Below are 17,374 nucleotides of genomic sequence, written 5' to 3'. Positions count from 1 at the left end.
GGCTCGCAGGCCCCCCGCCAAACAGTGGGTCAGGCCCGGTCCAGAAAGTCCCGGATCAACGCAGCCGCCCGCGCAGACGCAGAGGCAGGCCCGGCATTGATGGCGGCGGCAAAGCCAGCCGCCTGCTGCGCCAGAAACCCGAGATGCGCATCCTTCGCCGAGCGGATCAGGAGCAGAGCTTCCTCCGCAGAACTGGCAACCTCGCCAAAAGCCCAGTGGCGATAGAAGGGATTATCCCGCCAGTGGGCGTCATGTGCATTCAGGAAGACGCAGGGCTTCAGCGTTTGCAGAAACTCGTAAACCTGGCTGCTGACATCCCCGACATAAATGTCGGCTGTGCGCGTGTAGTCCATATTGAGGGAATGAATGCTGCCGCCATCAAACCTCAGATTTGGTGCTTGCGGCCATTGGGAGAGTTTATCAAACAGCCGCCTGCCTTTGCCGCGCAGCCTCAGATGGGGCGCGACGATGAAATTGAAGTCCGGCATCTTCGCAAATGCTTCGACCAAGGAGGGGCCAAACTTCATCCATGAACTGAGGTCAGTATCAAAATGCGGATTATAGAGCACGACTGGCCGGTCATTCCCAAAGAAACGCGGTGGGGCCGGCGGCAATACGTCAAACTTGGAATAGCCGATGACATGGCAGTTCTCCGCGGTCGCCAATCCATAGTGCAGGAAGGCATCATAATCCTTCTGGCCTGCAACAAAAACCAGATCAAAGAGCCGTATACGGTCTTCATATCCTTTTTCCCGGTCGCCCGCTCCGTGAAGAATATGGATGAGCTTCGGGCACTGCTTTCCGAGCACTTTCTTCAGCGCCGTCGATGTGCGCTCAGGTGTCAGAATGGCATCGTATCGGGAAATACGCGCGAGGCTCAGCAGAAGGTTGGGCAGGCGAAGGGGGCACTGATAGAGGGGGCGCCCCTGATAGAACAGGGGGGGTCGCAAGACGCTGCGGGAAAGTTCTGGCGCATGGGCCGCAATCAGCTGCTCATGCCAATCTGTTGGGACAAGGATATCCGTACTCACCCCGGTGCGAGCCAATTCTCTGGCGGCGCCGAGAACGTGTAACAGCTGGTGCGCCTCGCCAATCGCCAGCACAAGGATGCGAGGCGAAAAAGCAGGTTGCCCGGGAGAGGGGGGGCGGGGCATGGCCGGGTCAGAATCCGCTTTTCTTCAGGCCCTCGAAATCCGCCACCGTGTCCACCTCAGCCCAACGATGCCCCTTTATCAGAACCGTTTCGACGCCGCCTTCAGTGCTGGCAATGGCGTTGATGGCCTTTAGAAACCAGGCCTGAACGCCGTCTTGTGTGCGCATCATCTGTTCCAGCTTGCTCCGGAAAACCTTTGGCCCGTTTCCCTTGAAGCGCAGGATCCCAATGGATTCTGCGTCAGTTTCGCTCGGCAAAAGCGTCTTGCCGATGGCTGTGAGAGACGTGCCGGAAAGCGTTACCTTCATGTCGTCCAGATCATAGCTTTCCTTCTGATCGATCGTCACCAGGATTGGCGCCGGCGGGGCGGCAATCACTTTCTCGATCAGGTCCAGCTTGAACAATGTGTCTCCGTTTATCAGGAGGAAGTCATCACCCATCCGCTCCCGAACCATCCAGCAGCTCGCAAGATTGTCGGCCACCTGAAAAAACGGGTTGAAGAACGGGCTCGCCTTCAAGGGTCCGCTGCGGCCTGCAAGCTCTGCTTCCACCAGATCAGGAAGAAACCCAGTCACCACTGTCACGTCCCGGATGCCGGCCGCCTCAAGTGTATCCAGCTGATACCCCAGCAGCGTGGTTTCCTGCACCGGCAAAAGACATTTCGGGCGGGATTCCGTGAGAGGCAGAAGGCGCGATCCACGACCGGCACTCAGGAGAATGGCTTTCATTTGGAGGTACTCACTTTTTCCGAGAGGAAACCGATTTCAGGCAAGTTCAGGTCTGCGATTGTCAGGCTCATTTCGCGCGCTGCCTTCCGCAATCCGGAAGACGGGTTGACCGCAATTCCATGATCGGAATTCAGCAACATATCGAGATCGGAAACGTGATCGCTATAGGCAAAGGACACGCGCTCGATCCCGTGTGCCTCGATGCGCTTGAGCTTTTCTGCGCCATAGCAATTGGCGCCCGAGAGCCGTGGAGCAGGTGCCTCGCCCTCCGCCGACCAGTCCAGCCGCGTCGCGATGACCTCATGAAAACCCAGCGCGCGAGCAAGTTCCTCGGCGACAAGATCAACCGAAGCTGTCGCTATGATCAGCCGGTCGCCCCGCGCGGCATGCCAGCGGATCGCCTCAACCGCGCCTGGACGGAGCCCGGAGTGGACCTCTCGCGCAATGAAAGCTGCCGCTGCGGCTTCCAGTTCGTCTCGGGTGAGATGGGAAAGCGATCTGAGGCTCACCACCTTCACTGAATCCCGGCTCGCCAACCCAAGTTTGTAGCCCGCCGCCTGCACAAGGATGCGAACAAGATGGAGCAGGAATACCGGCCGTTTCCGGTTCACAAAAATCAGAAAACGGGTCCAGGTCGGGGCCCGTGTGATCGTCTTGTCGAGATCGAAGATGGCGATCGCTGGCATGAGTTTCAGGCCTCCAGCCAGGATGTGGGTTTCGATTTCTGGGCCATTGCCTGCAGCAGCCGTCCCCCGTGGAAGAGCAGGCAGATAAGCGTCCAGCCACCAATGGCGATGAAGCCCCATCCAGGCTGGCCGAGAATGACCGCTGCCATGAAGATCAGCATGTTGGGATTCCGGCGCGCGGTGATCTCCCGCATGAAACTGTCGATGGGTTGCCAGACATGAATGTGAAATCCGAAGCGCCGGATGAATTCCCCTTCCTCAAGCCGGTTTAGGAGATACCCCGCAAGGATCATCGCCAGCGATGCAGCCAGCAGCGTTTGCGAAGGTCCATCGTCCGTACCCTGCAGACCGATAAAGATGGCCCAATACCAGAAGGGGGGGTGGATCAGGTCGATCCCGTGATCATAGATGTTGCCCCAGTTTGAATAGGTCATCGTCGTGCGCGCGAGTTTGCCGTCCACCGTGTCCAGGAATGTCATGATCCAGGCGGCCGCCAGCCCGGCCACCCACGCACCATTCCAGAACAGCCAGAAGGCCAGTATGACGAAAGCCAGGCTCGCCGTGGTCACGGTATTGGGCGAAATGCGCAGGAAGGCGCAAAGGCGCGTGACGTGAAACGCCGGCACAGGCCAGGCATATTTGGTCACTAGATCGGTTACCCCCTTGTAGGAGCCTTTGAACAGTACCCGCTCGATGTCGATGGTTTTCTCGGTGCGCATCGACAGAACGTAAGGCACCTCCCGTTTGCGCAGGCTCTTGTTATAGGCATCGGCAAAGTCGCGCATGTCGCCTGGAGTGAGGCCGGCTGCTTTCAGCGTCTCGCGGTCTGCTATCGAGTGTTCGAACAGCGCCAGAAATGTGCTGGCGTCAGCCCCTTCAGGCAAGTGGAGGGCAACCAGCTGCTCGCCCTTGTTATCCGCTGCTGGCACCAGCAGCGCCGCGCCGGGCCGGGCCAGCAGGTTTCGCTGGAGCGATGGCGACAGCACCCATTCAAGGCCTGCCAGCAGCCGGCTTTCCGCTTGGTCCACGCCTGCAGCCCCCGCCTTCGTCCAGGCGCGGCGTTGCCATTCCCGGAGATCCAGCCCCCAGAGTTTTGACGGCAATTCCCCAAGCAGGCGAACCGAGACGGCGTTTGGTGTCATAGGGCGAATAACTCTAAGATGTTTAATTGAAAGTGGGCCCAAGCCCGGAGCCGGCAGAAGGAGAAAGAGCGTCATGCATCGCAATGCAACCTTTGAAACATTTGGTGGCAGCCGCACCTTGATCCGCGATTACACGCACTGGAGCGTTCAGGTACGTCCAAAGCAAGTCACGCTCGGCGCCCTCATCATTCTCTCTCATAGCGATGCCACGGCATTCTCTGCGCTGCCTGCGGAGGCCTTTGCCGAACTCGCCACCGTTGTCAAAGATGCCGAAGCAGTGTGCGCGCAAGCGTTTGCCAACCCGAAGATCAACTACCTGATGTTGATGATGGTGGATCCCCATGTCCATTTCCATGTTCTTCCGCGCTATGCCGCTCCAGTGATGTTTGAAGGAACCGCCTATACTGATCCGGGCTGGCCGGGACAGCCAGTCCTCACAGTGTCGGAGGGGCTGCCGGATGCTGAGCGCGTCGCCGGCCAGTTGCGGGCAGTGTGGCCCAATTCTCGGGCATGACGGTCGGTCTGCGCCTGCATTTTCAGCCCTGCCGCCTGTCAGCAATAATGCTCCGAACCAGATCAAGATCGGCTTGGGAGTCGACATCGATCGCGGCTTCGGCAAACGGCATCACAACAACGCCGGCGCGCGCGCCCAGCCTCGCAGAAATCATCTTGAAGGCCCTGTGGACATCCGGCCTGCCAATCAGTAGCCGGAGCGCCGTCACCGGGCCAAAGCGCCAGGCTATCTTCCAGGGCTTCTTGCGGTCCTGTTCCGCCTGTTGCCAGAACCGGATAATCTTGAGAGCGTCGGGTGAACGGATGAAAAACAGATTGCAGCCAGACATGGGATCCCCCCCGAAGGGAATATAGGTTCGCCGTGTTTGGGGATAGATCGCCTGTATTGTTTTCTTCGATGCCAACCCTACGGTCAGATCCGCGCCGCTCCGAATGGCCTCTCCAACGAAGTGATCAACCATTTCTGATGTGAGCAGCGCATGATCGCAGGTCGTGACAAGCAGGGGCAGTTGAATTCCGCCCTCTATCGCGCCCAGAAGGCTGGAGGCCGGGCCGCCGGATACCGATTGAGCGCGCTGCGCGGGTATGCCGCCGCTGGCTTCTTCAAGCACCTCCGGCTCAAGCCCTGAAACATAAGGCGCCGTACACAGACGGCCGCTTTGCGCCAGGGAGCGAAGTACTCTCGACAGCATCGGCGCGCCGCCAATATTGATCAGCGCTTTGCTGTGAACGCCGTGGGCCGTGGCGAGCGCATCCCCGCTCGCCCGCGCGCCAGCCAGCACAAGCGCATATGCCGTGTCACGCCCGGAGTGCTGGCTCAAAGGGGTTTTCCGTAGATTCGATAGGTCTTGTATTTCGGCGCGTCGAACAGCGAGATGATGTTGATCAGATTGGTGTTTGTTTCCAGAATCCAGGAGGCTTCGATGTTGCGCACGCCTCGGGCATGCTGCGCCGCCAGCGTCATGCTGCAGGTGGCTGCCATGGTCTGCACGCCGCGGCGTGTCTTGTGAAACTTCCGCCGCATCCCGGCCAGCGGTATCCGGGCGGTTGTCGTGCCAGCGACCTTCAATCGGTGAAGGAACTGTACCCAGCCAAAGGGCAGCAGCCTGCCATTCAGCCCTTCGGCAGCCTCGAAAATGTCGGGCAGTACAAGCGCAAAACAGGCGGGTTCCTCGTCGATCAGCCCTATCCAGACGTGATCTGGGCTGATGAGGGGCTTCAACTCCTTGGCCATATGCGTGATTTCGGCTTTGCCAAAGGGCACAAAGCCCCAATTGTCCGACCACGCATCATCGAAGATGTCGAGGATCTGATTGATCTCGCTCTCATAGTTGCGGCTGTCCAGATTTCGGATCCTCAGCCGCCGATCCCTTTCAAAGCCTTCGATCAGTCTGCTGGCAATACCGGGTGGCGCATATGTCTCTCCCATCCGGATCATGTAGGCGAACATGTCCATGGCCTTGGAATATCCGGCGCGCTCCAGAGAGGGGGCATAATCCGGCCGGCCATGCAACATCATCATTACCGGCGGCGTATCAAACCCGTCGACCAGAAGGCCGCATTCTTCGTTCACGGAGAAGTTGAATGGCCCTGCAATCCGCAGCATTCCTCTCTGGCGCAACCACGCTTCGGCAGCCCCCATCAGCGCAGAGATGGTTTCCTCGTCTTCCTGCAGCGTGTCCAGAAATCCGAAATGACCGGTCTGATCATTATGCCGCGCCAGGTGAGCGGGATTAATGAATACGGCAATCCGGCCGACGGCCTGTGTGCCCCGCCAGGCCAGCAGCAATTCATGTGGCATCTGCGCAAGCGCAGGATTGCGGCGAGGATCGATTTGCGCCGCGCGCTCAAATCTCAGGGGCGCACGCCAGGCCGGCAGGTTGCCATAAGCGCGGAAAGGGATGTCCAGAAACGCGCGCCGGTCGGCGGCGCTTTCCACCCGCCGCACTGTAACGGGTGCATTGCCAAAAGAGAGATTCTGAATTGGCGCATGGATATTCATTTGCGCAGCTCAAGCAGGACAGTTGTTGTCTCATCACCCGCCTTGAAGGCGGCTTCGTCAAACTTGGGCATGCGCAATTTGAGCTTCTGATTGTTGGAAAGGGCAAAGGGCTCGGCTGGCAGCATGTTCCATTGCCGGGCAAGTTCCCGGTCACCGTTCACGTCATGATAGGCGGCCACTGCATAGGTTCCCGATGACGGCAGATCGAAACAGACCCGCTGAACCCCGTTCTCGGCGGGCACCCGCACACGTTTCAGGCGAGAAGCTTTTTTCAGGAAGTCCCGTTCGCTCGGTTTGTACAGCTCGACGGTCAAGATCCCCTCGGCGTAAATGCCGGTTACGAGGACTTCAATCTGCGGTCCCCCGTTGCCACAGACAGCACCGGCCTCGTCGGCGCGAATATTCAGGACATTGAGGGTTTGCGCCGCAGCTGTCTGGCAAAAGATCGCCAGCATCAGCATCAGAACCTTGCCAAGGTGCATCAACACAGTCCTATTGTGACACATATGCTTCAGATTGTTAGTAGCGCTAAGCCGGTGCGGGGATCAATGGACTGTCACACGCGATGCTATAACAAAGTCAGCCGAGTGCGATTGGCCGGGGGAATGGGTAATGATTGCCAGGCTTGATCGCTACCTGATCCGTAGCTTTCTTGGCATGTTTGCAGGCCTCACCGTCCTGGCCATGGCGCTTTTGCTGTTGGAACGGCTTATCCGCATCACCGAACTGGTTTCCGGCTCGGGGAGCGCTCTGCTTTCGGGCTCTCTTCTGATCGCCAACCTGATTCCACATTACCTGAATCTGGCATTGCCGGGCGCGTTCCTGATCTCGATGATCCTGACAATTGATCGGCTCAGCCGCTCGGGGGAAATCGTCGCGCTCATGGCGGCTGGGGTATCGCTTTACCGGATTGTCCGGCCCTTCATGGCGGTTGCGCTTGTTCTGGCAGCAGCCTCCCTCCTGATCTCCGGCTTCCTCCAGCCCCTGTCGCGCTATGCCTATCGCGAGATCGTCTACAATCTTCAGCACCAATCCGTGCTGTCCGTGTTTCAGGAACAGAAGTTCGTCCAGTACAAAGACCGGATCATCTGGACAGACACCGTCCAGCCATCCAGCCGGCGGTTGGGGCAAACCTTCATTCTGGAGACCGAACCGGACGGAACACGCACCGTACTCACAGGCCGCACCGGCCTTTTGCAGGAGCCGCGCTCCGGGGAGTGGGAAATTATTCTTCAGGAGGGCGCGGGCGCATCCTATCGCGACAGCGATCCGCCAGATGAGTATGACAGGATCGAATTTGCAGAGCTTATCTGGCCGGTCATCCCGGATGCCGGACAGTACCGCGAACGCGGTAATGACGAGCGGGAGTTGTTCCTCTCCGAACTGCTTAGCCCATCATCAGCAGCCAGCGGAGAGGGCGTTGAGCCTGCCGTCGCGGCCTCGGCGTTTCATGACCGAACCAGCCGCGCAGCCTTGCTGCTGGTCATGCCCTTCATCGCCATCCTTCTGGGCTTGAACCTCGGCCGGATCGCGCGCTCCAGCGGTGTGATTCTGGGTATCCTCATCCTGCTGGGCATTCAGAAGGTTCTGGAGTTTACTCTGGTCCAGGCCAGCGAGGGGATCATCCCCTCCTGGGCAGGCTTCTGGCCCATCGTCTTTCTTGCCGCGCTCGTCTCGCTTGCCTTGTTCCAGCGTCTTTCCGAAGGCAGCCTTCTTGCCGGGCGCCGCAGGATCGTTGCCCGCCAGGGAACCGATTATGCCAGCGCCCTTGCCGGGAAGCAGGCTACATGACTACGCGACTTACCCGGTATCTCTCCTTGCTTTTCCTGCAGCGGCTGCTCGTTGTAACGCTGGCGCTTGTGGCGCTGCTGGGCGTCCTCGACGCACTCAGCAATGCCGACAAGCTGCCTGCTGGCGCCGGGTTTGAGGGGCAGATGCGGTATATGTGGCTGCGCCTGCCGGCCCTGTTCGACCGGATTGTCGTCTTTGCCTTTCTGCTGGCAGCGCTTCTCACCTATGCATCACTGTTCCGGCGCAATGAACTCGTATCGATCTCCGCTTCCGGTATTTCCGTATTCGGACAGATGAGGACGCTGGCGCCCGTCGTCTTCATGGCGGGCGTGGTCTCTGCCTTGGTAATCGATACTACGGGCCCGCCCTCCAGCCGCGCGTTGCAGGCCTGGCTCGGCGTAGATGCGCTTCAGGAAGACGCCCAGACGCCGGAAAAGCTCTGGCTTTCAGATGGTCCGCTGCTGATCGAATTGAGCAGCATGCAGAATGATGAATTAAGCGGCATCACGATTTTCGAACGGAATGCCGAAGGGGCCGTTATTTCCGTCACGATGGCCGAAACCGCGCGTCCCGCTGATGGTGGCTGGCAGCTCACCAACACCAGCCAGCGGCGCTTCGATGGTGATGCGCCCCGCGAGATGTCCTTCTGGCCAAGCCCGCAAACGCCAGATAGCCTTCAGCTGCTGCTCGCGCCCCCCCGGGATCTGGCCGTCTCGAATCTCCTTGCGCTCAGTGAAATGCGCGGATCGGGCAGCCGCCCATCCGGCGCTTATCTCCTCTGGGCGCTGAACCGGATATTGCTGCCAGTCACTGTAATCGGCTTTCTGTTCCTGGCCGTGCCGATCATGCAGGTCTATGGCAGGCGGTCGAATGCCGATCTGGCCGTTGCCGGGGGAGTTGCCGCTGGCTTTGTTTATATGGTGGTAGACGGCATCCTGAAAACGCTGGCAGAAAATGGCAGCCTCAGTCCGGTATTAGCCGTTGCGCTTCCAATCATCGTCCTCTTCTGCGCCAGCCTGTGGCTGGCGTTAGACCGTGAGGTCAGAAAATGAGCCGCCAGATCGGCTTTATCGTCAATCCGCTCAGCCACACAGTCCAGCGCAAAGGTTCAACGCTCGAACGGGTTGCCGCGCGCGTGGAAGGTGCCGTGCTGATCCGCATCAATGACTTTGCCCATCTGCCTGATCAGCTGCGCCAGCTCGCCGGGGAGAATCCGTCTGCTGTCTTTGTTGAAGGGGGCGACGGTACGCTTCAGGCTGTGTTGTCAGGCTGGCCGGGCTTTGCTGAGGGAAACGCGCAACTTCCGGATCTGGCTGTCCTGCCGGGAGGTAGCACCAATCTTGCCTTCAAGGTGGCTGGTCTCCGCCGCAGCACGGGTGATGATATTGAAGCACTCATAAGATCCTGTCGCGCGGATGGCCTCTCCACGCGAACCAGCTTGCCAGCACTCCGGATCGAAAGCGCCAATCTGGCGGCGCCTCTGGTCGGTATGCTGCTCTCCACCGGATCGCTCGCCCGCGCGATGCTCTACACCCAGAAGCAGATACATGGGGACGGCCACAGGGGATCGCTCGCTGTCGCCAATGCGGCCGCTCGCTTCGTCGTCTCCCCAGGATCCTATCTGGATACGGATGGAGCGCCATTGCTGCGCCCCTGTGATTTCAAGGCAGCAAGCGCGGCCTTCCGCCTGCAGGGCGTTCATGCGCTCAGCCTCATGACGACCCTTCCTTATCTGAGCCTCGGCTTGAAGCCCTTCTGGGGGGAGGCGAGTGGGCCAATCGCAGTTACCTACGCTCAGTGGCCCATCACCGGATTCCGGGCTGCATTCCTGAAAATTCTCGCGAATGCTACAGGTCCGGAAATGACCCGCCATGGGCTCACAAGCTACCGGACAGACAGTCTCACGCTTCACTGTTCTGGCCCGATTGTGCTGGATGGGGAGCTATTGCAAATCCCGGCATATGATCCCATCCGGATCACGTCCACCCGCCCCATCCGGTTTCTGAGATAACGATGACCGACGCCCGTTTACCGGCCTTACGCACCCTTATCCTTGAGGATCAGATTGAGTTGGGCGACGCGGCTCGCGAAGTCGCGCAAGCGATATGCGAACGCCACAAGGGCGCTGTGCGGGGGCTGGTCTTCTACGGATCCGCCATGCGTCAGGGCGAAGTGGCTGACAAGATGTATGATTTCTATGTTATTGTGGATCAGTACAAATCTGTCTACGGATCAGGTTTGAAGCGTTTCGGGTCGTGGTTACTCCCACCCGGGGTGCATTACATGCAGATCACGGGCGCAAACGGTAAGCGCCTGCGAAGCAAATATTCGATCGTTTCGGAAAAAGCGTTTCATCGGCGTGCGCGGGGCGGCGCCTTTGAGAGCATGCTCTGGGCACGTTTCGCGCAGCCTTCTGCCATATTGTCGCACGATTCTGAAGTGCGCGTGCAGCTTCTGGACACGCTGGCCCTCGCCTGCGCGCATTTTGCCGGAGAAATCCGCCCGCTTCTGTCAGGCCCGGTTACACCCCTCATGCCGTGGGTCAGAGGCCTCAGTGAGAGCTACAGAACGGAATTAAGGCCGGAACGGCCCGATGCGCGCGCCAGCGAAATCGTTGCCCGTTTCGAGGCCCGTTATCGGAGGCTGTCGGAAATACTGTTCGCGGCAGAACTGGAAACACCGCCCAAGCCCAGCAGCGCCCGCGCGTTCCTCTGCCAGGCGAAATGGATACTGCGCAGAGTTGTTGGAAAGCCCATGGGCGCGCTGCGCGTCATGAAGGCGGCGGCCACCTTCGATGCCGGCCTCGACTACATTCTCGAAAAGGTCGAAAGCCATTCCGGCGTGCGCCTTCAGGTAACGGAGGAAGAACGCCGCCGACCTCTGATCCATGCGCCGTCTCTGGCCTGGCGCCTCTATCGCGCAGGCGCCTTTCGCTGACGGCGCCGTTTGCGCCGATCTTGCCGATCTTTAAGTCAGATCCCGGAAGGCCGAGATAATCGCGTCGATCTCTTCTGCAGAATGTGCTGCAGATACGCTGAGCCTCAACAGCGACTTTGCATGAGGTGTCGCGGGGGGAACGGCGAGGTTCACATAGATGCCTGCCGCCAGAAGCTGGTTCCATTCCCGCACAGCCGTCAGTTCGTCCGGACGGGGCAGGGCGATGATCGGTCCTGGAGGAGACGCCGGCGCGAACCCGGCCGCCGCCAACCCGGCGTGAAGCTGGTGCGCCCGCGCCATCAGTTCACGGCTGAGGTCGGGTCCGTGCATCATCTCCCCCATGGCGGCGCGCGCCGCCGCCACGTTTGAGGGCGATCCCGAGGCAGTGAAAAGATAAGGACGGCTTACCAGCCGCATCAGATCAAGGCCGGAATGGCGCGATACGCAGAAGCCGCCAATCGAGGCAAAGCTCTTCGAGAATGTGCCGGAGATAAAGTCGATCTTGTCGAGCACGCCAAGCGCATCGGCAAGTCCGCGTCCACGGTCGCCATAACAGCCCACCGAATGAGCTTCATCCACATAGAGATAGGCGCCATGCTCGTGGGCCACGGCTACGAATTCATCCAGCGGCGCCACATCGCCCAGCATGGAATAAAGCCCTTCCACCACAACAAGGCGCGCGCCTTCATCAGGCAGGCGGGCCAGCCGTTTGGCGAGGTCTTCAGGGCTGTTGTGCCGGAAACGGATGGTTTCAGCGTCGCTCAGCCGGCATCCATCATAAATGCAGGCATGGCTGTCGGCATCAATCAGCAGATGGTCACCGCGCCCGGCCAATGTGCTGATCGCGGCGAGGTTTGCCTGGTAGCCGGTGGTGAAGACGACTGCAGACCTCGCCCCGAAGAATGTCTTCAGATCTTCTTCCAGATCGATATGCTCGCGGAATGTTCCATTCGCCAGCCGGCTGCCGGTTGTTGCCGTGCCCTGGCGGGCAATGGCATTGATGGCCGCAGATTTAACGGCCTCGGAGAATGTCAGCCCGAGATAATTGTTGGTGCCGGCGAGGATGATTTCCTGGCCATCCACGCGCGCGCGGGTAGGCGACAGGATTTCGTCGAACGTCATGCCGAAAGGCAGCTTGCCCAGCGACAACACCGCTTCGGCGCGTTGCCCGACCTTCTCGAACTTCTCGAAAATGTCGGACTTCTTGGCGTCACTATCGAACATTTGCGAGCTGTCCTATCTTTGCAACAAGGTCCTGAACGGTGTCGATATCGGATGCTGCCTCGACCGGCAGGGAAATATTGTAGAGGTCTTCAAGTTCCATCACGATGTCGAATATCTCGACAGAATCGACCTCCAGGTCGGCGCCTATCCGCGTATCCGGACGGATGGCTGCCTGAGTGTGGCTGCGTGTTGAAAGCACTCGGGCAACGTTTTCAAAGATCGCTTTATGATCTGTTCCTGAGGGCATCTTCACGCTCGTTTCTTCCCAAACCTGTTCATTTCCCTAGCAGACCGCTGAAAGGGGGCAATACACCGCTGCAGCGTTACGTCCAGCGGGATCGCCCCTGGGATCTGGGTCTCTGCCAGCCAGTCACCAGAGAGCAGTTCCTGCACCTTTCCGCTGGAAAATACCTGCGGTTGCCCGTTCAGCTTCACAGCAAGGTCTGCCGCATGACCAGCCGTTTTCATCAGTAGCGGCGGCATCACGACGCGCCGCACTGGGCGGAGCAGAACGCGCTGCGCGCTTTGCGCAACATCATCCCAGCCGAGATTGAGATGGCCGGCGGGCGCCATGGATCGTATGCCGCTCGCAGCATCCGTAGCGCAATCGGCAAGGCATCGTGAGGCATCCGCCACATCAATCACTGAAAAGCGGAAATTCTCGGCCGCGCCACCGGGGCAAGGCAGAAGGCCTCTGGCCAAAGCCGAAAACAGCGCCCGCGTTGCGTCATCATCAGGCCCAAGAACAGCCGGCGCCCGAAAGATAGTGAGCGCCATGCTTCCGGCATTGGCGGCGGCCAGTTTTTCGCCGTCCGCCTTGGAACGAGCATAAGGCGAAACATCGGGCCGCTGCGCGGTGAGGGAGGAGACATGTATGAAATGCTCCACGCCTGCAGCCTGCGCACGCCGCACGAGATCCCCGGTGCGGGCCGCATTCACCTCGTGAAATGTCGCCGCATCCCTCGCTTTCGTGGCGCCGGCCAGATGGATGACCACCCTCGCGCCCCGCACAAGTGAGGAAAGAGCCTCTTCGGATGCGAGATCGCCGGCAACCCATTCCACACCTGCGTATGCTGGCAAGGTTCTCCCCGGCGCGGCGCGCGCCAGCGCCCGGACCCGATGGCCACGCCGCGACAGGTCCGCCAGCAGTATCTTGCCGACAAATCCTGTCGCGCCGGTCAGTGCAATGAGCGGCCGATCCGTCATGGCGCAGACAGCGCGCTATCAGGGCAAGGCAGCGGCCCGGGTGGAGGCCTCCGCCTTGTCCTGATTGATCCGGCCGGACAGGTACGCATTGCGGGATGCCGCACGGCTGAGTTTTCCGGAACTGGTTACGGGAAGTGTCTTTATGCTGACGAGTTCAACGCTCACCGGTGCGCCGGCAACCGAACGCGCAGCTGCCGCAATGTCGCTCGCAAGCGCTTCGCGTATATCGGCCTCCTGCGACCGGCACTCGACAAGCAGGATAATCCGTGACGCATCTACCGCTTCCCGAATCTCGAATGCGGCAGACCGCGCAACGAGCCGCCCGCCAACTTTCTGGGAAACCCATTCGATGTCCTGTGGCCAGATGTTGCGGCCGTTGGAGAGGATCATGTCTTTCGAACGGCCCGTCACGACGATTTCATCGCCTAGCCAATAGCCAAGATCGCCAGTGTCCAGCCACCCGGATTCGTCCGTGAGCGGTTGAAAATCACGGTCTGCGCGGAAATACCCCGCTGCCAGAGAGGCGCTGCGGATGAGGATTCTGCCGATCTGTCTGAAGCCAAGCTCCGCGCCGTCTTCATCCACGATCTTGAGTTCCGTCGAGGGCAGGGGCCGGCCACAGCTCACGAATGACCTTTCGGCTCCGTCCCGGGTCAGGTCCGATGCCGGTACGGCGCGCCCGGAAGCCTGCATCCGTGTCACATCAACCTGGTCCGTATTGAGGCCGGTCTCCAGCGGCGCAAAGCTCACTGCGAGTGTGGACTCGGCGAGGCCATAGCTGGCGACAAAGGACGTGCGGCGAAAACCAGAGCCCGCAAATGTTTCGCTGAACTGGTCGAGGGCATCGGCCCGTACCATATCCCCGCCGATGCCGGCTGCGCGCCAACTGGAAAGATCGAGCGCCTCGCCGCGATGGCGCCGCACACAGAGTTCATATCCAAAGCTCGGACTGTAGGAGAGGGTGCCCTTGTTGGTGCTGATCAGCTTGAGCCAGGTTCCCGGCCGGCGCGCGAAATCTGTCGGCGAGAGAAAGTCGATCGAGAGTTGGGAGTAGAGCGGCGCAATCAGGAAGCCGACGAGCCCCATGTCATGATAGAGCGGCAGCCAGGAAACAGCCCGGTCACCTGCGCGTACCTGCAAGCCTTCCTGGATAATCGCCCGGCAGTTCGCCGAGAGGCTGGCCTGGGTGGCGACAATACCTTTTGGCTCGCTGGTGCTGCCGGACGAGAACTGGATATAGGACAGTTCATCCGGGCCGTGAGGAATTGGCTGCGCCGTTTCCGGAGGCAGATTGTCACCGCTAAGGTCGAACAGATCAATGGATTGCTGGGCAGTGGCCGACAGCAAAATCTCGTGCAGGGCAGGGGGCGCAAGCAGCGCCGAAAGCCCTGCGCTGCGAACCATGTTGCTGATCTGCCATTCATAGGTCTGGCGTCCGCCAAAGGCGGCCGGCAAGCTCAACGGCGCGGGCACCATGCCTGCATACTGGCAGGCCATGAAAGCGGTGACGAAGTCGGGAGAGGTTTCTGCCAACACGCCAATTCGCGCGCCTCGCGAAAACCGCGCGGCCATCCGGCCAGCCATATCCAAGGCCCTGTCGCGTAGCTCGCGATAGGAGAGGCTCCGGGTCAGCAGGCCTTCAGAATTGTAGAAGTTGATGCCGCTCTGGCCTGTGGCCGCGTAATCTAATGCGTCGCAAGTCGACTGAAAGGTGCCGAGACGCGCGGGTACCCCCGCCTCTGTCGCAGTTGGTTCCAAGTTGAAAGACCCCTGAACGTCTACTTTGCAGACTGCTGTTCCCGGAAATGGGTACAGGCCGCTCGTATGAATTCACGCTTCCGACATTTATCGTCAAGATGAATAGAGTTCTTTTGTGGGAAACAGACTGCTTCTTTTGTCAAACCTTACGGTAGTCTGACGAAGACTTGTATTTTCGCTCCGGAAACACGGAACATTGCCTCTTAAAGCGGAATCATCCGGCTGCGGAGAGACGCCAGCGTCCGGTCACCCGGGAAGCGCTTCAGCGCTCACTTTGCTTCCGGAAGGCGGCATAAAGCAGAATGAGCAGGAGCAGGGATGCCCCCGCCGTCGCCACCGCAGCCCCCAGGCTCCCATAGACCAGCACGGCGCCGGCAAGCGCGGCGGCATAGATAATCGATACGATGCCCCGCACCCAGAGCACGGTACCCGGCCGTCCCAGCGCCACCAATGCAGGCTCGATGGCCACACCACTCAGATCAAACACGGCCGCTACCGACAGGATGAGCAGCACGGGGAACACGAAGAGATAATCCTCCCCGCCCACCAGCCGCAGAACGCTTTGCCCGGCAAGGAGCACGACGAACAAAGCAATGACCCCCGCCAGCCCGCCGATCAGGCACGCCCGCAGCACTGTCCTGTTGATGGCCGCCCTATCGACCACCGCCAGCTTGGCGAATTCCGGATAGATCGCCCGGGCCAGGGCAATCGTCGGCTTGTTCAGCGCTCCGACCAGCTGCGTGGCAATCCGGAAACCGCCGGCGGACACGGCGTCCACAGCCCAGCCCACCGCGAGCACCGGGAACTGCTTCCAGATCAGGTTAAGCGAGGTGTTGAGATTGGTTGTCCAGGCAAACACCCAGAGGCCAGCATTCTCTTCCACCACACCCCGCACTCGCGGCCCCATCACCGGCTCCCGGAACCGTTTCCGGATCTCCCGCAGGCTGGCCCACCACATTGCCCCTGTTGTCACAAGTTCCGCCACCGCCCAGGCGGCCAGATATCCGGCAATGGACGCGCCGCTCATCCAGGCAATCAGGGCACCTGCCATCCGCGTGGCCGGCAACACCGTTTCGGCATAGGCGGCTACATCAAACCGGTCGAAAAGGCGTAAAACGCCGGTCGGCGCGCCGCGCACCCCAAACAGCAGGGACAGGCAGAACAGCGCGGCCAGATCCTGCTCTGGCCGCGACCAGCCAAAGTTCCCACCAATCAAGTATACCCCAGCTACCGAGAGAAGGGTGCCCGCCAATGCGGCGCCAAGGTCCAGCAGGGAGGCAAAGACAATGATACGCCTCAACTTGTCCGGCGCGGCGTCAGCCTCATGCTGCGCGCCGTAGCGCACGACCGTCTGCCAGGACTGGAACTGCGCCAGATTGGTCACTGCCTGGCCGTAGGACAGGATCAGCGCAAATATCCCGAACTGTTCGGCGCCGAGGCTCCGGGCGGTAAGCGCCAGGTAGAACAGGCTGAAAAAGCCCCCGGCGCCTTTGCCGGCCAGCAGCCAGCCTGCATTCCGGATCGCCCGTTTGATCGGCCCTTCAGACTTCATTCCTGTAGCGGCCACCCCAAAACCTTCTTTGCCAGACGGAACATCGTTTTATGCCTCAGAGCGAATTCCGATAGCCATGCGAAGAAAAATCGCGTCTCTGCACAAGTCAGGGGCCTTTAACCCTGTGGATCGATGGATTTGACGGTTGACGAGACCGTATCCCACGGATAAATCCCCGCCTCTCTACCCCGTGCCCAGATGGCGGAATTGGTAGACGCACTGCTTTCAGGTAGCAGCGCTGCAAGGCGTGGAGGTTCGAGTCCTCTTCTGGGCACCAAACTGCTCTTCGGGGCGGTTTCTCTGCGTCCAAAATAAACGTATAAATACAATAAAAACAAAGAGTTGCAGATTTCGGGTGTCCGGGGTCGTCCGTCGGCGTCCGCCTGCAGCCAGCCGGTTTTCTGGCATCATTTCTGGTATTATGGCACGCTTACCCTTCGAGAAGCGGAGGGCGATACCAGAAAAATGCCACTCACAGACTTCAAAATTCGAGCCCTGAAACCGGAGGCGAAATCGCGCAAATATGCCGATGGCGGGAACATGTATCTGGAGGTGAAGCCGAACGGCTCGAAGCTCTGGAAAATGGGCTACACCTATGCCGGAAGACAGAAGACCCTCTCCTTCGGCCCTTATCCCTGAACGACGCTGGCGAAGGCCCGCGAGATGCCGGAAGAGGCCAGGG

18 protein-coding genes and 1 tRNA gene are annotated in these 17,374 nt (G+C 60.0%); 7 read left to right on the top strand and 12 right to left on the bottom strand.

The features are described 5' to 3' along the window. Nucleotides 1-29 precede the first annotated feature (29 nt). The 4 genes from ACQKI2_RS00565 to ACQKI2_RS00550 all read right to left on the bottom strand — a co-directional run bounded on the left by ACQKI2_RS00565 (nt 30) and on the right by ACQKI2_RS00550 (nt 3,709). Nucleotides 30-950 (bottom strand): glycosyl transferase, encoded by a 921-nt coding sequence (locus ACQKI2_RS00565; RefSeq protein ID WP_427377797.1) that lies wholly within the window; start codon nt 948-950, stop codon nt 30-32. A gap of 211 nt (nt 951-1,161) precedes the next feature. Next, nucleotides 1,162-1,881: a sugar phosphate nucleotidyltransferase gene (locus tag ACQKI2_RS00560; RefSeq protein WP_427377796.1), complete on the bottom strand. Its 720-nt coding sequence runs from the start codon at nt 1,879-1,881 to the stop codon at nt 1,162-1,164. Continuing rightward, entirely contained in the window at nt 1,878-2,567 is a 690-nt protein-coding gene (locus tag ACQKI2_RS00555) for an HAD family hydrolase (protein WP_427377795.1), read from the bottom strand. The genes ACQKI2_RS00560 and ACQKI2_RS00555 overlap by 4 nt, the downstream gene beginning before the upstream one ends. 5 nt (nt 2,568-2,572) lie before the next feature. Further along, nucleotides 2,573-3,709 (bottom strand): CDP-alcohol phosphatidyltransferase family protein, encoded by a 1,137-nt coding sequence (locus ACQKI2_RS00550; protein WP_427377794.1) that lies wholly within the window; start codon nt 3,707-3,709, stop codon nt 2,573-2,575. A gap of 73 nt (nt 3,710-3,782) precedes the next feature. On the opposite strand from ACQKI2_RS00550, the gene ACQKI2_RS00545 reads away from it, so the two are divergent. Further along, nucleotides 3,783-4,223 (top strand): HIT family protein, encoded by a 441-nt coding sequence (locus ACQKI2_RS00545; protein WP_427377793.1) that lies wholly within the window; start codon nt 3,783-3,785, stop codon nt 4,221-4,223. Nucleotides 4,224-4,245: 22 nt separating this feature from the next. Here ACQKI2_RS00545 and ACQKI2_RS00540 read toward each other — a convergent pair whose 3' ends face one another. The 3 genes from ACQKI2_RS00540 to ACQKI2_RS00530 all read right to left on the bottom strand — a co-directional run bounded on the left by ACQKI2_RS00540 (nt 4,246) and on the right by ACQKI2_RS00530 (nt 6,706). After that, a complete protein-coding gene (locus ACQKI2_RS00540; protein ID WP_427378034.1) occupies nt 4,246-5,004 on the bottom strand; it encodes a nucleotidyltransferase family protein in 759 nt (252 codons plus the stop codon). A gap of 35 nt (nt 5,005-5,039) precedes the next feature. Continuing rightward, nucleotides 5,040-6,023: a hypothetical protein gene (locus ACQKI2_RS00535; RefSeq protein WP_427377792.1), complete on the bottom strand. Its 984-nt coding sequence runs from the start codon at nt 6,021-6,023 to the stop codon at nt 5,040-5,042. A gap of 197 nt (nt 6,024-6,220) precedes the next feature. Next, nucleotides 6,221-6,706 carry a DUF2141 domain-containing protein gene (locus ACQKI2_RS00530; RefSeq protein WP_427377791.1) on the bottom strand — a complete coding sequence of 162 codons (486 nt, stop codon included), beginning with the start codon at nt 6,704-6,706 and terminating at the stop codon, nt 6,221-6,223. Between the two features lie 130 nt (nt 6,707-6,836). Between ACQKI2_RS00530 and ACQKI2_RS00525 the strand changes: the two genes are divergently transcribed. The 4 genes from ACQKI2_RS00525 to ACQKI2_RS00510 are packed head-to-tail and all read left to right on the top strand — an operon-like array spanning nt 6,837 to nt 10,952. Beyond that, nucleotides 6,837-8,015, top strand: a complete 1,179-nt coding sequence (locus ACQKI2_RS00525) for an LptF/LptG family permease (RefSeq protein WP_427377790.1) — start codon at nt 6,837-6,839, stop codon at nt 8,013-8,015. Further along, on the top strand, nt 8,012-9,067 hold the full coding sequence (locus ACQKI2_RS00520) for an LptF/LptG family permease (RefSeq protein ID WP_427377789.1): 1,056 nt from the start codon (nt 8,012-8,014) through the stop codon (nt 9,065-9,067). Before ACQKI2_RS00525 ends, ACQKI2_RS00520 begins: the two co-directional genes overlap by 4 nt. After that, the gene (locus ACQKI2_RS00515; protein WP_427377788.1) at nt 9,064-10,026 is read left to right on the top strand and encodes a diacylglycerol kinase family protein; all 963 of its coding nucleotides are present in this window, start codon (nt 9,064-9,066) and stop codon (nt 10,024-10,026) included. The genes ACQKI2_RS00520 and ACQKI2_RS00515 overlap by 4 nt, the downstream gene beginning before the upstream one ends. 2 nt (nt 10,027-10,028) lie before the next feature. Further along, nucleotides 10,029-10,952 (top strand): hypothetical protein, encoded by a 924-nt coding sequence (locus ACQKI2_RS00510; RefSeq protein WP_427377787.1) that lies wholly within the window; start codon nt 10,029-10,031, stop codon nt 10,950-10,952. A gap of 30 nt (nt 10,953-10,982) precedes the next feature. Here ACQKI2_RS00510 and spt read toward each other — a convergent pair whose 3' ends face one another. From spt to ACQKI2_RS00485, 5 genes are all read right to left on the bottom strand, one after another. After that, nucleotides 10,983-12,176, bottom strand: a complete 1,194-nt coding sequence (gene spt, locus ACQKI2_RS00505) for a serine palmitoyltransferase (protein ID WP_427377786.1) — start codon at nt 12,174-12,176, stop codon at nt 10,983-10,985. Continuing rightward, entirely contained in the window at nt 12,166-12,375 is a 210-nt protein-coding gene (locus tag ACQKI2_RS00500; RefSeq protein ID WP_427377785.1) for an acyl carrier protein, read from the bottom strand. The genes spt and ACQKI2_RS00500 overlap by 11 nt, the downstream gene beginning before the upstream one ends. A 50-nt stretch (nt 12,376-12,425) precedes the next feature. Further along, complete coding sequence (locus ACQKI2_RS00495; protein WP_427377784.1) at nt 12,426-13,382, bottom strand: NAD-dependent epimerase/dehydratase family protein; 957 nt, start codon at nt 13,380-13,382, stop codon at nt 12,426-12,428. 18 nt (nt 13,383-13,400) lie between these two features. Beyond that, entirely contained in the window at nt 13,401-15,140 is a 1,740-nt protein-coding gene (locus ACQKI2_RS00490) for a fatty acyl-AMP ligase (RefSeq protein WP_427377783.1), read from the bottom strand. Nucleotides 15,141-15,402: 262 nt separating this feature from the next. Continuing rightward, the gene (locus ACQKI2_RS00485; RefSeq protein ID WP_427377782.1) at nt 15,403-16,707 is read right to left on the bottom strand and encodes a lipopolysaccharide biosynthesis protein; all 1,305 of its coding nucleotides are present in this window, start codon (nt 16,705-16,707) and stop codon (nt 15,403-15,405) included. Nucleotides 16,708-16,884: 177 nt separating this feature from the next. Here ACQKI2_RS00485 and ACQKI2_RS00480 point away from each other — a divergent pair. Beyond that, a tRNA-Leu gene (locus ACQKI2_RS00480) sits at nt 16,885-16,969 on the top strand. Nucleotides 16,970-17,157: 188 nt separating this feature from the next. Further along, entirely contained in the window at nt 17,158-17,331 is a 174-nt protein-coding gene (locus ACQKI2_RS00475; protein ID WP_427377781.1) for an Arm DNA-binding domain-containing protein, read from the top strand. Nucleotides 17,332-17,374: the final 43 nt, after the last annotated feature.

This window comes from Hyphomonas sp. NPDC076881, assembly GCF_050269995.1.
Taxonomy (GTDB): Bacteria; Pseudomonadota; Alphaproteobacteria; order Caulobacterales; family Hyphomonadaceae; genus Hyphomonas.
This window is presented reverse-complemented; position numbering and strand designations above follow the sequence as displayed.